This is a genomic window from Nitrospira sp. (assembly GCA_029194675.1).
Lineage (GTDB): Bacteria > Nitrospirota > Nitrospiria > Nitrospirales > Nitrospiraceae > Nitrospira_D.
In genome coordinates, this window is sequence record JARFXP010000004.1 from 419,435 (window position 1) to 434,374 (window position 14,940).

General features: G+C 54.7%; 11 protein-coding genes. 5 read left to right on the top strand and 6 right to left on the bottom strand.

The genetic code is table 11. The features are described from left to right. The first annotated feature begins 345 nt into the window (after positions 1-345). The 3 genes from P0120_20560 to P0120_20570 all read left to right on the top strand — a co-directional run bounded on the left by P0120_20560 (position 346) and on the right by P0120_20570 (position 4,080). On the top strand, positions 346-1,557 hold the full coding sequence (locus P0120_20560; protein MDF0676701.1) for a tetratricopeptide repeat protein: 1,212 nt from the start codon (positions 346-348) through the stop codon (positions 1,555-1,557). A gap of 270 nt (positions 1,558-1,827) precedes the next feature. Beyond that, positions 1,828-2,994, top strand: coding sequence for a WD40 repeat domain-containing protein (locus P0120_20565; protein ID MDF0676702.1), 1,167 nt, complete (start codon positions 1,828-1,830; stop codon positions 2,992-2,994). Positions 2,995-3,549: 555 nt separating this feature from the next. Next, positions 3,550-4,080: a hypothetical protein gene (locus P0120_20570; GenBank protein MDF0676703.1), complete on the top strand. Its 531-nt coding sequence runs from the start codon at positions 3,550-3,552 to the stop codon at positions 4,078-4,080. Positions 4,081-4,906: 826 nt separating this feature from the next. On the opposite strand, the gene P0120_20575 is transcribed toward P0120_20570, so the two are convergent. Both P0120_20575 and P0120_20580 read right to left on the bottom strand, forming a co-directional pair. Further along, entirely contained in the window at positions 4,907-5,287 is a 381-nt protein-coding gene (locus tag P0120_20575; protein MDF0676704.1) for a hypothetical protein, read from the bottom strand. A gap of 76 nt (positions 5,288-5,363) precedes the next feature. Further along, positions 5,364-6,425, bottom strand: a complete 1,062-nt coding sequence (locus tag P0120_20580) for a hypothetical protein (protein MDF0676705.1) — start codon at positions 6,423-6,425, stop codon at positions 5,364-5,366. 335 nt (positions 6,426-6,760) lie between these two features. On the opposite strand from P0120_20580, the gene P0120_20585 reads away from it, so the two are divergent. Together P0120_20585 and P0120_20590 are read left to right on the top strand one after the other, a co-directional pair. Then, the gene (locus tag P0120_20585; GenBank protein ID MDF0676706.1) at positions 6,761-7,564 is read left to right on the top strand and encodes a metal ABC transporter permease; all 804 of its coding nucleotides are present in this window, start codon (positions 6,761-6,763) and stop codon (positions 7,562-7,564) included. Positions 7,565-7,732: 168 nt separating this feature from the next. Then, positions 7,733-8,362, top strand: a complete 630-nt coding sequence (locus P0120_20590; GenBank protein ID MDF0676707.1) for an outer membrane beta-barrel protein — start codon at positions 7,733-7,735, stop codon at positions 8,360-8,362. A gap of 77 nt (positions 8,363-8,439) precedes the next feature. Here P0120_20590 and P0120_20595 read toward each other — a convergent pair whose 3' ends face one another. The 4 genes from P0120_20595 to P0120_20610 form a co-directional block, all read right to left on the bottom strand. Continuing rightward, positions 8,440-8,871, bottom strand: coding sequence for a GNAT family N-acetyltransferase (locus tag P0120_20595; protein ID MDF0676708.1), 432 nt, complete (start codon positions 8,869-8,871; stop codon positions 8,440-8,442). A gap of 393 nt (positions 8,872-9,264) precedes the next feature. Beyond that, on the bottom strand, positions 9,265-11,700 hold the full coding sequence (locus P0120_20600) for a S8 family serine peptidase (protein MDF0676709.1): 2,436 nt from the start codon (positions 11,698-11,700) through the stop codon (positions 9,265-9,267). Continuing rightward, on the bottom strand, positions 11,687-13,678 hold the full coding sequence (locus P0120_20605; GenBank protein MDF0676710.1) for an amidohydrolase family protein: 1,992 nt from the start codon (positions 13,676-13,678) through the stop codon (positions 11,687-11,689). The genes P0120_20600 and P0120_20605 overlap by 14 nt, the downstream gene beginning before the upstream one ends. Then, a complete protein-coding gene (locus P0120_20610; GenBank protein MDF0676711.1) occupies positions 13,671-14,936 on the bottom strand; it encodes a hypothetical protein in 1,266 nt (421 codons plus the stop codon). Before P0120_20610 ends, P0120_20605 begins: the two co-directional genes overlap by 8 nt. Between the last annotated feature and the right edge of the window lie 4 nt (positions 14,937-14,940).

Consider the following 14,940-nt stretch of genomic DNA (forward strand, 5'->3'; position numbering starts at 1 on the left):
GGTGTTCCTGATTCTCCCGAACAGGCTCTTGGAGAAGCAATTAAGGAGCTTGAGAGCGTACGGCAAGAGATGGCAGGCCAGAGGGGAAATGTCATCGAGTCCGATGTGAATGCAAAAAGTAGCATCGATCAACTGTCTTTGGAACCTGGAACTCAGAAATTCCAGTATTACTATTCCGATAAAAACAAAGGTATCATACAGGGTCCTTACGATCGACCAGGTCTTTATCAAGATATGCAAGAAAGCGGCAGGTTTCTTCGAAGGCCGGGCCCTCCTCAATGGCGGCAGGGGCGTTAACTTTGTTGATATCCGAAATGAGATAACGACTACCTCATGATGCCTATAATGCCTGTTGGGTTACTGACGCTGACTTTTGTTGGAACGGTTCATCACGTTCAATTCGTCGGTAGTGGTCCATTGTTGTCTGCAGCCATAGCGTCAGATAGAGGACAAGACCCCCTGGAAGCTGCAAACGCGAAACTCCAGGCGGGGCATTACCAAGAAGCCATTGATTTCGCCAACAAGGCTCTGGTTGAAAGTGCTCATGGCCTTGAGCCGCTACTGATTAAAGCGCTGGCCTATCTACAAATGGGTCAATATGAGACAGCGGTGAAAGAAAGCTCGCAGTATCTCAGTGCCGGAGGGAAAAACACAAAGGCGTATCAGGTGAGAGGAAGCGCCTTAGCAAAACTTGGAAAAACGTTAGAGGCGATAGATGATTTTTCTGCCGCCATACGACATGAACCAGACAACGCAGTTTTTTGGGCAAGCCGAGGATCGGTACGCGTGACCGTTCGTCAATTTGAACAAGCCCTCGTAGATTTAGACACGGCCGTTAGGTTGGGAAGACGGACACCCGGTGTCTATGTTGATCGCGGCGCCGCCCTCAGGCAACTGGGGCGCAATGAAGAAGCCTATGAAAGTTACAGTAAAGGGTTATCGCTAAAACCTGGCTATCGTAGTGCACTTCTAGAGCGAGGACTTATTCTTGAGTGTATGGGAAAGGATCATGATGCTGTGAATGATTATTCAGAGGTCATTCGGAACAATCCTCAAGACCATGAGGCCCGACTTTATCGGGCTTGGGTGTATGCTGAGCTTGGCGACCTTTCTTCCTCAGCCGAGGACCTTCACTGGATCATCAACAAAGGCGGGGATAAGATTGCAGCCTATGTTCAGCTGGCTAATGTGCAACTACGCATGGGCAACATATCTGATGCGATGAAAGCAAACGATGAGGCTCTTAAATTGGTCAAGGAAAGCGATATCCGATATCGCATTCTATCAGACTACCAACGCGGGTTATTATTATTAATAGAGGGTAAGTCAGAGGAATCCAAGCGTCGATATGGTTCAGCAAGCAACCTCGCGGAGAAGTCACTCGACGACATAGCGGTTGAGGAGGCCATTCGGCAATTGAAGAGTGCGCAAAACCTTCTTTCGGGTCAGAAGAAGGATCTAGAGCAAGACCTTGTTTCTTCCCTACAAAAGCTACTCGAACGTATTCAAAGTCAATCGGCACAAGATAGTCGTCATTGTAGGCATGGGTACTTTTGATACAACTGGTTTAAGGGTAGGTATTTGCGAAGTGATGTCGGTTCTTTCCTAGCAGGTTGCGGAAAAACTCGCCCTCTCACTGGGTGAAACCCGTAGAAAGCACGATTTCCTTCTGGACAGGTGAAATGCCTCAGGGTGGGCAGTTCGCCTGTCCTGGTCGCAGCAAATGCGGTTTTCGAGCAAGTACGAGGTCATTCCAGACACCGAAGTTGATGCTTCGGAAGAGGCCCCAAAATCGTTTTTCCGCAGCCTGTTAGAGGCCGGGAAACCTTGAACACAAGATCATATGTACTCGGGCGTACGCTTCTTGTATGCACGGTTTGGGCTCTTGCTGCATGCAAAATTGGTTTCAGTGCAGAAAATACAGAGAGAGTACTCCTCGGTCATACAGATGGAGTAGCCGCACTGTCTTTTAGTACGAATGGGCAGCTTTTAGCATCAGGAGGACACGATCTCACAGCGCGACTCTGGGATATCCAAAGCGGAAAAGAGTTGGCAGTTCTGTTTGAGGGCAGCAAAGAAGTTAGCGGCTATACCGCAGAAAGTCCACCACCTAATGTTCTCTCCGTGGCGTTTAGCCCAAAAAGAGATCTTGTTGCAATCGGGACTAGAGACGGTGTTGCACGAATATTTGACGTGCGAACCCTTGAGACAAGAGCCATCTTACGAGGACACCGTGGAGGCATCCGCTCAATTTACTTTGACCCTACTGGTCAATTGCTCGCCACAGCTTCACATGATGCGACAATCCGCATTTGGAATCTGAATACCAAAGCATTGGTCCAAGAACTCCTTGGGCACACGAATGCCGTACGTACCGCTGTGTTCAGCTCTGATGGCAGTCGTGTGGTGTCTGGTAGTGAGGATGGAACGGTACGGTATTGGGAGACGGAAACAGGCCGGATGGTGAAAACCGTCTCGCTCAATGCCGGCGAGATTTTCTCGCTGGCATTGAGCGGCGGAGGATTCATCGCTGCTGGCTGTGCTGATGGATCGATTCATATATGGAAGATAGGCGAGGAGTCGAAACAATGGACATTTCAAGGGCATAGGGGACCCGTTTTTGCGGTTAGTATCAATGCCAGCAACGACCTCCTCGTTTCTGGCGGCGAAGACGAGACAATTCGGATTTGGAATTTCAAGATGAGAACTGAACTAAAGAATCTGAAGGTCCATTCTGCCCCTGTGATAGCAGTCTCGTTTAGTCCAGACGGTAAATATTTTGCCTCTGGCAAGTTACGACGCCAGCATCCGCATAGTAAATCTCAGTCACGTACTCGCGCCATCATCCTCAAGAAGTGCGGACTGATAAAAGATCTAAAAACATTGGTTGCGTCTTGGCTGCGGACTATCGAGTGCAGCCATCAGTGGATCGGATCCCGGGATCGGCGCGGCTATTGCCGCCGCCTCTGCGGCATTTGCACTGGGGGTACATGAGGCGTACCAACAGTATGTACAAAACGGGTCGGCACAGGCTCAAGAAGTGATGAGGGGGTCTAACTCAGAAACTAATTCTATAGGAAAGATTAGGAGTTTTGGTCCTCCTGCGAAGGCCCAGCCGGTGGGATTCAAAGCACCTGGTGGAAACTATGAAGATGCGCAATACTATACACCGGGGATCGGTGGAGTCTTCGGCGCAGCTCGAAGTGCGTGGGGTTTGGTGGTAAAGGATTTCTGGAATTTTCTCAGAACAGGGGAGGGTGCGTGGGCTTTACTCAGTAGTCAGCAATTAAGACAACACCGATGCCAATGAAACCCGCATGGAACATAAGGTAATAAGAATCTTGTGTGGTCCAAATATCCATCTTCTGAGTAAGAAGTTCAACGGCAGAGATGGCACAAGGGCTGCGATATAAAGGTGGCATTAGTGTACAAGATCTATGGGTAAATGAACCAACTGGCGTTCGACTCTATCATCACCAGATTTACAAGGATGGGAAATTGCTTCATGAAACGTTTCGTCCTTATGGAAAGTAACCATAGGAAATGGTCATGAGGTGCGATAAGGGTAGTATCCAGCACCAGGTGCTTGATCTGCTCGTGGATGCGCCAAATTCACTTGCCAGTTTGTATCAGGATTTGGTGAATCTGTATGGATATCCTCGTGAGATAAGTTGTGATTACCTTCTTGACGTAATTTATGACATGGAAGTTGCTGGTTTGCTTCGCACAATGATCGAAAATGAGGACAAGGAAGCAACCTTATCTACGATTAGCATAATTGACCGCAACAGAATTGCCTCTGAATACAATGAATGGCTATCGAAAGCTCCGCTTCCTGACTTGTCATTCGACAAGGTAGGGGTTTGGATGGAAATAACCGAATGTGGGCGAGAATTATGGAAAGAGTGGGCCAAGCTATTTGGCGACGATGCAACCTCTAGTAGTGAGTGGCAAGCTGGCTTCAATTTTGACAATAATGAGATCGTTATTGTTTCGAGAAATGAGTCCGAGGCACGAAGAATACTTGAGAACCTGTGTGCAATAAAAAAATCACACCACTATTTCCGACGCTTTCCTTGAGACCTGTGGAAAAATATGAACTAAGGAATGGCAATGTCTTGTATTCTGGAGTAATACTTAGATGCAATTTCAGGCGTGCACAAAATTAGATGGTCAAGGATTCTTCATATACAACCGCTCGACACGGTATCTCACATTTTCTGCCTCTCACGTAATAATCCACTATCCGTGCGATTCACTGAAGTGATGCCTCAGCATTGTGGCGATCTTCGTCAACACACTCGTTGAAACTGTCAGCAGTGGTCGAAAGAAATCAGGGTCGGATCTTGAATCGTGCGTAACACAGGAGAACAGGTTTGGGAGTGTCACTCAAGACTCCAGCGTACGCCACATTCACCATCCATTCTTCTCTTCATGGCACCGCGCTCCAGGGTGATTCTCGATGTAGCTCTTCGGGGCCATAGAAAGCTGAAGCTGCTCTGGTGTGCTACCCTAAATTTAGGGTCGGATCTTGATTCGTGCATGGCGCAGGAGAGCCGGTTCGCTATTGCCACTCAATACTCAGGCACACGTATGTCCGTGAGCCACTTGGATGGCCCATGGTCTAGAGGTACACTTGAGCGGGTGAGAGGAACTCCACTGTCCCCCATACCGCCCAGTACAGCGCACTCGATTTGTTACCCATGGGCTCTGGGCTATCGGGTGTCTTCGCCACCGCATGCGGTGTTCTCTTATCAGACTTACAAAATGCTTTTCACGGATGTCTCTTCTGGCGGGTCTCCTGGCGATTGTGAGAAAACGTATCGCTCTCTTGAACTTGAGATAAGGACTCCCGAGTCATTTCCCCCCTCTCCCCATTATTCCGGATTCCGCAGTTGAGATGAGATCAAGGTGAGGCTCCGGGCCTCTGGTGCAACGGTGGGATGGTCGGCACGGTGGTATCTGGGATGCAAGAGAGGGCGGAATCCACATTGACGGCCTCGCTCAGGTCCCGATCCAACTGCGCAGCAATTGGCAGCCCGCTGAGAGCGTCCGCAGGCGGTGGAGAAACTCGGCCCGCTCCTCCGTGGGCACAGCGAACCGGACTCGAAGTCGTCGAGCGTCCGGGACTAAATCGGCTCCGCCCAGCCCGATCGCGATCGAGCTGGGCGCGGGCAAGGATCTCGTACCGAGTTGCGGTGACCAGCCCAGCGTACTCGTCGCGCGTGGTCGGCCCCTCGCGCTCCATGCAGTCGAACCGTGATTGCTCGGCGTCCGTCCCGGTCATGAGCATCTCGCCGGTCAGGGGACGGCGCAGCACAATGACACGCCGTGGTCGGCTCCAGCCTGACAGCAGCGGCGTCTCATCGCCCCCTTCCCACCCCTGTCCCGCCTCTTCCCACGCAGTGGAGCGGAAGCGCGTCTTTCTGAGGGCCTGCCCATGCTGCGTGACGCGCAGCGTGGTGCGAGACGGCTGATCTCGATCCTCGGCCTCGCGGAGCACCGATTCGTTGCCAACGTCCACGTCCCCTCGGAGCAAGGCGGGGCGCGCCGCCTGCGGTACGGCAGCCAGCCACGCCCAGAGCCTCGGTAGGCTCTGCATCGGGGCGCTCTCCATTGCCCGGCAGGACGTCCACCGCCAGGGCCAGCCGGGTGTTCGCTCTGAATGCGCTCTGATAGCGGTGCGCCGGTCGCCCCGGCTTTTTCGGGGTGGAGCCCACGCCGACCCCTTCCTGCTTCCCGTCCAGGCACTGCACCGTTGGATCCCGATCCAGAATCCACGGCGTCGTCAGTACCGGGTGTGTCGTCTTCGCCCGGTGCCGATCGAGCCAGGCCACGCCCAACGATTCGTCCATCCGAGCAAGCGCCCGTCGCGCTGTCTCCTCCGAGACGAATCCTGCCACACCCACCAGCCCCGGGGGGAGGCCGTCATGGCGCATCGCCGTGCTAGGCGCGTCGCGGTGGTGGCCGGCGAGGATCGACAGCAGCACGGTGGCGAGCACGGTGCGTGTAGCCGACGCGTGGTGGCTGGGGGAGGCCAGTGGGCAGTCCGCCACCCAGGCTTCGAACAGGCCACTCACCTTGAGACACTCAATGCAGAACGGCCGCTGCCCCAGTGGGGGCACGGCGGCAGCCGGGTCCCACTCCACGTGGATGCGCCCCCCACACGTATCGAGCACCATCGCCCCCTTCTGTCCTGCCACGGCCTTGCGTGGGGCCTCACCCATTGGGTGACTCCCTTCGTACGAAGAAATGTGCCCCCAATCCGCTGCCAGCCAGGCGATCCCCGAGCAGGCCGCTGCTTCAACTGCCGTTTTTAGGATTATCTGATCTTCAATCCACCAGATACCAACCCAGCTGCTATTGCTCTCTAGTTGGGAGCACAGGCAACCCAGCTTTCTTCCAAAAGAGAATGCCCACGTCATGGTGGTCCTCCTTAAGGGCAGCCTAACTGGACAAGATTTTGTACTTCAAAAAACGGCCATAATAATGTGCCAATTACACTCCGCGATAATTCTTCTTGCCATCCTAAGTGTCATCCTGTATCCCCATTATGTTCTCGGCTTATGATCCTTTTATGCTGCCGAGCTTGCGCACATAGAAAGATGCGGCGGGCATAATAACCGCACCTTTGAGGTTCGAGGCTTTATCCGATGGGTCGAGAAGCCGTTCCCTACGGGCAATGTCCGAATAACATCGGTCGAGTCAGTATTCGTTTATAGTCTTACCACTCATGCTCGATCTCCTCGCCTACGATTTCATGCAACGCTCACTTCTTGCCGCAGCGATGGTGGGGGGACTCTGTTCGGTCATCGGGGTATTTGTGGTGTTGCGGGGATTGGCATTCGTCGGGGCTGGGACGTCACATGCCGCATTCGCGGGCGTGACACTCGGCTACTTGATGGGATGGCCGCCATTGTTGCTCGCCATTGTGTTCGGTCTTGCGACGGTCTGGATTACCGGATGGGTCGAAGAACGTGGCCGGATGAAACTGGATGTCTCAATCGGTATTCTCTATACCACGACAATGGCACTGGCCATTCTCTTTATCGGACTGATGAAAACCTACAATGCCGAGGTGTACGGATTCTTATTCGGCAGCGTTCTATCGGTCACCCCCGAAGAACTCCACATCATTGGAGCGTTGAGCGTTCTTGTGTTGGGCCTCCTGCTCCTGTTTGCAAAAGAACTCTATTTCATCGCCTTCGACCAAGAGATGGCTGAAGCGTCCGGTGTACCAGCCCGCCAGATATTTTTTCTCCTCCTGACGTTGGTCGCCTTGACGGTGGTGGTCTCACTGAAAACCGTCGGAGCGATCTTGGTCTTTGCCATGATCCTGATTCCAGCCTCGACCGCCTACCAACTCACCCATAGCCTCGCGGCACTGACCCTCTATTCAGCGGCAATCGGCATTCTGACCGCCGTGGCCGGTGTCCTGATGTCTGCCCTGTGGGATGTGCCTTCCGGGCCAGCCATTGTCTTACTGGCCACCACTCTGTTTTTCATCTCGGTTTTCTTTTCGCCAAAACGTGTGCGGCGGATGCGGGTCGCTCACTGTCGTTAAGTAGCTGCATATAGCAAGTAAGCTTGCTCCGCTTTCTTGATAATGCTATGTCTATAAGAGCGCTCCCTACTGATGGGAATCGGCGGTGGGTTCTAAGTGCAAGGAGATACCGAAACCTATCAATATCAGCATGTGACCGAAGCGGCCACATTCGAGAGGAGGAGTTTCATGCGGAGGCGAGGTCTGCGGGCCGGATTGGTTGGATTGTTGGTCGTCATTGCCGCAACGGTGATCCTCACTTCAGACGGTGCCTTGGCTGAAGGATTCGGGGGGATTGAAGCAGGCAAGTGGATAGTGGGGTATCGAGCAGGCTTTGCCCCGCTTACCCAACAGCTCACGGAGAATACGTCGACGTCAATAGGACCACTGGTCAATTTTCAAGGTATGTACAGTCTCAATACCTGGTTTTTGATCGGAATGATGCTTGAGTGGGAACGGCACGGAGTGAGCCTGGAGCAGCCGGACATGGACCTCGGACATCAAGATACGGTATCTGTGCTTCCCACAATGGAACTACGTCCGGTCAAATTGGGTCGGTTCAGCCCCTATGTGAACATGAGCTTCGGCGTGAACGTCAACAGTTTCGGCGAAGATACAACTACTCGCATTAGTCCGAGCAACACCTTCGCCTGGCGCTTAGGCTGGGGAGGCGATTACCGGTTCACTGAACGGTTCGCCTTCAACGTCGAATGGGCCTACAAACAAAACAACGGTCATGCGACCGTCAACGGAATCAGGAATGATGATTGGAATGCGTCCTCGTTCGGCTTTCTCTTTGGCGGGAAGATGTTTTTCTAGCTTGGTACCGCTGGTACTGTGACCAACCTTTCTACGGACTGTGAAGAATCGGCTACCCTCACCCCGCAAAACAGTTCCTATCCCAGGCGGCGATTTTTTCCCCGGCTCCACACCATGCCGGTCTGCTCCTTTGAGCTGAAGCCCAGTCTTTCATAAAAACCCGGACGCCTGGTACAGAGCCAAAAGAGCTCCACCCGCTTGAGGCGGGGGTGATCGAGGATGCGCTGGACGATTTCGGTCCCAACTCCTTGTCCCTGATACGCCTTGTCGACGATCACGTCCCAAATGGTTGCACGGTAGATGAAGTCTGTGAGTACGCGACCGAACCCGATCAGTTGATCGCCATCCCAGGCACACACGGTCAGGTCGGTATGGCGCAGCATGTCCTTCGCCTCATCGAGCGATCGACTCTTGGCCCAAGGCGCCTGGTGAAACAGCCTGAGGAGCTGACCTGCTTCAGGGAGTTCTTTCGTCGAGTAGGTGACGGCGGACTTGAGGGTTGGAGGCATCTTATACTAGAGTATCCCCCGAATTGTTTTAGAGTGTACGGGGAAACCGATGTCAACGCAAGTCCGAACCTGCCCAAAGTGTTCCCAGCTGATGTGGCTGAAACCTGATGAGTACGAGGTGCTCGACGATGAAACCGTTCGAGCGAAGTGCCCCCACTGTGGGAGCCCTACCCGCTTCAAACTTGTCACCGTTGGTCCGAACGCATTAGGGCCAAAGATGGGACACTAAGAGCCTGTCCGACTTTGGGAATCGTGAATAATCCGACGCACACATTTGGCTCAGAACCAACGATCGCCACGTGACGAGAGGTTCAGATACCCATGAAATCGGGCAATTTTGTCAACGTCGGACAGGCTCCTAGCTTGCATTGTGGAAAGTGATTGAGAGGTTGATTAAACGCTCTGCAGTTGAGAGATCTCGCCTACGATCACCAGGCCGTAGCCTTGCCGAGGTTCCAAGAACGGCTGGGACGTATTTTCAGCGAGGACGCGGATCTCGTATGACCCAGCGGCAGGCTGCGTGATGTGAATGACCTCCACATTGTTGCGTTTATCAAGCACAATTCCGCCCTCGCCGACGTCATCGAACAGAGGGTCTTTTCGGAACTTGTGCCTCTGATTTCCTGCAAAGATACCGTCGGGAGTTCCAAGGAGCAGGGCTAAGTTGTTCTGGACACTCGATGCGGGCCAGTCAGTCCAGCAGAGTACCAACGTAAGCCACTCGGTCGCGCCGGGTAGGACATCGAAGCGGTAGACTTGCTGCGACTTGCGCGGAGCACCTGTGGGTTGACGGCTGGCTAGTGCGAGCGGACTGTCGTTCCCAATGTCGGTAAATTCTATGCGACGTCCAGGGGAGGCGCCGGTATGAGGCAACAGCAACGATAAGTCCATGAGCCCGAAACCTTGGTCGAAGTCTGGGTATCCGATCCCAATCGTGTTCTCTTGGGCGCGCTCCGGTGACGGTTGGCTAACAGGCCGGGCAGCCGCGAGAAGCAGAGCTTTCACCAGGGCCGACGATGGTGTGGGTGTGTTCCGAACGTCTCGGAGATACTCGATGAGGACCGCTGCCGCTCCGGAAATAATTGGAGCAGCCATGCTAGTACCGGAGCAGCAGACGTAGAACTGGGAATCGAGCACTGGACAACCCGAATCGAATAGCCGCCCACTCTGAGTAGAGGCAATCTGCGAGCGTACTGACTCGACTAGGACACCCGGTGCCAAGAGATCGGGTTTAATCGAATCATAGTCGGTGGGCCCTCGGCTCGAAAACGCAGACACGGTCCCTGGAGCTGCTGGACACCTCGGCTCATTGGCAGCTGGAGCTTGAGGGAACTTCTGAGGACGGAACTGCCCCCACGTAAGGGCGTGGTTCTGACAGGTATTGTCAGCGCAAGTCACGCCGTGCGCGCCCACGGTTAGGGCGTTCTTGGCGGAGGCGGGAGTTCCGATGGTCTTGAACTTGTGCTGTCCATTCAATGCAACGCCCGAATTACCAGCCGCGATTACAAAGAGAACTCCGGGGTTGTGATAGGCCAGGTCATCGATCTGAACTGCTCCCTGGTCATAGTCGCCGCTGATCGGCGTGCCCCAGCTCAGATTGACAATCTGGACTCCATCGCCGAGGGTGTCACCGAACAGGTCTTTGAAATCGGTAGGCAGAATCAGACTCGCGGAGGCCGTGACCATCGAAGTCACGTAAAGACTAGCGCCCGGCGCAACCCCACGCACTCGGCCATTACTCTGAACACCCCGGCCCGCGATCAGACCCGCGACATGCGAGCCGTGCCCGATCGTATCCTGGAGAATCGCACCTGGGCGCGCGGAAACCTTTGCGATAGCTGGCCCGAGGTCCGGGTGAGTGGCGTCGGCACCGCTGTCGTAGATCCCGACCTTCACACCTTTGCCGGTCCAAGGAAATGTGGCTGCCGCGTGAGGTATTTTGGAACGACAACCGATCGTTGTCAGAGTTTCATTGCAGAACAGCAGCGGGGCTTCGTAGTCGGCCAACAGGCTCACCTGGGGCATGGTGGGGATCACGGCTAGGGCAGGCGCGTTGAGGGGTGCGAGAATCCGAATGCGGTCATGTCCTCGATCGAGCACCTGAATCTGTTCCATCCCCGCTAGCAACTTCAACACCTTTGCGACATCCTCGGCCCGGTGCAAAATGACGTCGTACATTTGTTCCATCCCGGGACCGGTATCCACACTGGTCAAATTGGCAGGAGAGGGTTCCAGTAGTGACTTCTCCCATTTATCCACAACGCCTTCAGTGACGCGATCCGGCTCGCGCTCAACTTGAGAGACAAAGTCAAGCTCACGGACGCGGGCAAGCTGGGTGGGATCGAGCAGCATGCGGTATGTATCGTCATCCAGTTTGCATTCGTACCTGAGGTCCAGATTCCGCAATTCGTCGCGCCATGCCGGACGCATCGGTCCGCGGAATGACACCAGATGGGCGACGAGGACTTCGGGTGCAAACGCCAGCGGCTTCCCAACCCCGGACAAACTGGGAGCTCCTCTTTCCATCAATTCTGGCAAGGAGCTCTGCTTGGCTAAGTTCCTAAGTTTACCCATTGCTGCCTGCGCTCCACGTATTGGCTTCTTCATAGTCCCGTCATTTCGTGCCTCGCGCCGGGACCGCTCTACGACAAAGCCCATCTGACGGAGGCTGCGGACCATCGGCTTCGTAGCCCAGCCGGTTACGATTGCGTCATAGACATGTATGTCTTTGGAGCCGCCCTTGGTGAAAAGCTCTTTTGCACGCAGGGCGTCTTGCTCATTTCTGATGAGGACCGAAACGCGGTAGCGCTCTTCCTCATTGGTAGGCATTTCGCAACTCCTGTTTCAGCCCGTTCGGCAGATTCGGCTGGCCATCGATACGGATCAGATGATCCTCCTCTACAAAGAGGGTATCGAGCAGCATCGACGCTTCCACTTCGTCACCATCAGCGAAGAGGGTAGCTTCTGTTTCGTCCTGAGGCGGTGCCTCCATATCGAGTTCGAGTTCGAAGCCAGAATCAGCATCGAACAACAGCCCCGGTCCTTCGTTTAGCACCTGCTGCTGAACGGCCTTCAAGTCTGACATCGCTTTCGTCAATTGCTCGATTGCGGTCCCGAGACTCAGACCATTGAGCGGCGAAGCAACCGAGTCGAGGAATAAGTGTTTCAATGTGCCACCGACGGTGACCTTCTCGAGCGAATCGGGCGTGGCCAGTTGGTCCATCAATATGGAGTCCCCGTATCGAGGAGCTCCATGAATTACTACGAGCGCAATATCCTTCTCCAGCGCACCGATCAACTGGGCATAAGGATCACCTGTGGTACCTCGGATTGCGAGTAGATCGGCCAGGGCCCCGTCTCGAAGCGATCCGAGTATGGATTCCCAACCGAGGATCTCCGCGGGAATGATCGTGACCATCCTCGCCAACTGTTGGTCACTAAGAACGCCTCCCTGATGCTTCGAGACCCATCGTGCCACCTTCAGCTCCTCGAGCAGATTCTTGCCTCCCGTGGGAGACCAGTCAGAACCTAGACTGAATTTCACGCCCGATGCAATCACTCCGCTCAAGTTCAGAGTCTTGCCATAAAGGAGAAGGTTCGAGAACGGGCTCCACACAGCCTTGGCGCCCTTGGAGGCGAGGAATGAGAGGTCTTCAGGTTGGAGTCCTAGGGAATGAATGCCGACTAGGTTCGACTCGACAAGGTCGTTGTCTTTGAGGTCGAGGAACCGCTGGCGCGCGGCCAAGTTAGTGCCTTCGGAAAGGTGATAGAGGAAGGCTCGATTGTTGGTGAGCGAGCGGCGAAACCGCTCCACCTGGCTGGCGTTGTTGGCGTTCAGATCGGGCACGAGCGTGGCCGCTTCCGGGAGGCGCGAATCGCCGGTAATCTCGATATTGCGCATCACGCCCTTAGCGAGCCGAGCGAATCCCTGCACCTTCATACGAATTCCCTGGCCCGATGTGGTTCCACCCATCACTGCTTTTACTTCGACGAACCTCGCCATCGCTTTGGCAAAGACAGCAATCTTGGCCATGAGTCCGGTGGCTTGGTTGACCCCACGGCGGTACGACTTGTCTCTTTGCCACTGCGTGCGGTTTTCGAAACTCCCGGGTACTTTCCACAAGCGATGAATGTTGTATGCAAAGTGATTGTGTAGGTCGATGAGGCCAGGGAAAATCGTGGCTTCGGTATCGATGACCGGTGCGCTTGAAAACCCCGATGGCAATGCTCCAACGGAGTCGAGGACAGCCTCGATCTTGCCTTTGCGGATGGCAAGCCGTCCGTTGTCGATCACATGGCCGCCAGTGTCCATTGTGACGATGCGACCACGGAGCACGAATGCCGGACCTGTGTCTGGATCGATTGCCGCCAGCAACTCCGCAGCAGAAATTGTGTCAGCCAGCAGCCCCACGGGAGGCGCGCCAGATGCAGCTCCTTCCACTTGGAATCCTGCCTCCCGCGCAGCGCGTGCGGCTATGGCGTTGGCAGTTACAAACAGAATGTCTGCTGGGCGCTCGCCGGTCAAAGCGGCGGCTGCGTGAAAGGCACGGGAATCGTCCGGTGGAACCGGGAATGCACTCATATTGATAAGCAATCCTGGATCGAAGAAGGCTTCGAGCAGATGATCGCGCAGGAAAAGGCGGAGCTGCGCCGCACTGGAGAGAGTGGGTAGTGTCGCGAGGATACCTTGCCGGGCGCTGCCTTGCGTGATGCGGGACGCGGCTTGCTCTCGGACTCGAAATCCGCGTGCATCGCGGTCCACTAGGGCACCAACAAAGTCCCACAGAATCACTTTTGGTTCAGGCATTCGGATCCTCCCAGTTCGAGTAAGCGGCTCGCGTACCCACTTCTGGCAGCAAATCTGCCTGCACTGATTTTTCACGTACCGGATCAGAGGCTTCAGCCGCCCCGAGCAATCCTGAAATGGACTCGAGCGGGATCAGTTCTGCCTCATAATCACACCTACCGATTTCGAGTGTCGGACAAAAGACACAGCCGCCGCGCGGTCGCCGTAAGTGCCCCGATGCGGGATTGAACTGAATTCCGCCCGACTGCGCTTCCTTGACGAGGTGTGCGACTACCTTGGCGCGGTGTGCCTCGAAGTTATCTGGATCTCCGCTGATGTGTGGCGAAAAGATCACCCGCGCAATCAACTCGGTCCCATCAGGAAGCTTGCCATATCGTAAGCGGACTGTACGATCGAGAAGATCCGCTACCTTCTCGCCGGGTTGAGGATTTCCCTCCACGAAGTGATCCTGGAACTCAGCAATGAACGCGTTTGCCGTGCTCTGGCTGAACACCAGTACGACCGCAGGCAGGGATTGCCGCAACTGGCGCCTAAAGTATTTTCTCTCATGAAAACACTCGCTCACGATCCCGTTCCGCTCGCTCACGGTCATAATCGGCATACCGGGGTCGCTTGGATCGGGCTGCGTACGCCATTTTGCAGATGGACATGCCACCATGTTCATGTAGGCGAGATCTTCGCCAAGCTTTAGTTTGTCTGAGGGCCAGTCCATTTGCTCGGCCATGTCAGCGAGGAGGCCTTGATAGCCGCGATACATTGTTTGAGGATCGAGCCGGGCAGGAAGATCGGCGTCGGGGGCAACCTGCAGGGTGAATGTGGAAAAGGGTGTATCGTGTGGCCCTCCGCCAAGCTCGGTGTAATCGGCAGACGGAACGATTAGTTTGTCGACCGCACGATATCGGAAATAATGAGCATACTGTTTGTAGTCATCGAACAGCGGATTGAGCGCTCCACGTTTGGACGAAAACCAGCCGGGCAGGTTCGGATTGATCCCGATCGCAAGAATCGGCGCCTTTCGGCAACCACTCAATATCTCGGGCAGGACAGCGGCCCGACCGACATAGGTAAGCGGCTGAGAAATACCTGGTGTGGGAGGCGGGCCGTCCGTCTGGTAATCGAAACTATGATAAGTACCCCACTTGCGGAAGTACGTGCAAGGATGAGGCGATCCTAATGGCTCCTGCGATGTCCGCATCGAGTTACAGGGCATCACCTCGTATACCAATTCCACTTCCGCCGGCAGTCGTGAGTTCAGCATGCCG

What these genes read in the sequence shown, in the direction of transcription:
- P0120_20610 (MDF0676711.1), bottom strand. Translation starts at nt 14,936, where the DNA reads ATGCTGAACTCACGACTGCCGGCGGAAGTGGAATTGGTATACGAGGTG.
- P0120_20605 (MDF0676710.1), bottom strand. Translation starts at nt 13,678, where the DNA reads ATGCCTGAACCAAAAGTGATTCTGTGGGACTTTGTTGGTGCCCTAGTG.
- P0120_20575 (MDF0676704.1), bottom strand. Translation starts at nt 5,287, where the DNA reads ATGACCGGGACGGACGCCGAGCAATCACGGTTCGACTGCATGGAGCGC.
- P0120_20590 (MDF0676707.1), top strand. Translation starts at nt 7,733, where the DNA reads ATGCGGAGGCGAGGTCTGCGGGCCGGATTGGTTGGATTGTTGGTCGTC.
- P0120_20585 (MDF0676706.1), top strand. Translation starts at nt 6,761, where the DNA reads ATGCAACGCTCACTTCTTGCCGCAGCGATGGTGGGGGGACTCTGTTCG.
- P0120_20600 (MDF0676709.1), bottom strand. Translation starts at nt 11,700, where the DNA reads ATGCCTACCAATGAGGAAGAGCGCTACCGCGTTTCGGTCCTCATCAGA.
- P0120_20580 (MDF0676705.1), bottom strand. Translation starts at nt 6,425, where the DNA reads ATGACGTGGGCATTCTCTTTTGGAAGAAAGCTGGGTTGCCTGTGCTCC.
- P0120_20570 (MDF0676703.1), top strand. Translation starts at nt 3,550, where the DNA reads ATGAGGTGCGATAAGGGTAGTATCCAGCACCAGGTGCTTGATCTGCTC.
- P0120_20560 (MDF0676701.1), top strand. Translation starts at nt 346, where the DNA reads ATGCCTGTTGGGTTACTGACGCTGACTTTTGTTGGAACGGTTCATCAC.
- P0120_20595 (MDF0676708.1), bottom strand. Translation starts at nt 8,871, where the DNA reads ATGCCTCCAACCCTCAAGTCCGCCGTCACCTACTCGACGAAAGAACTC.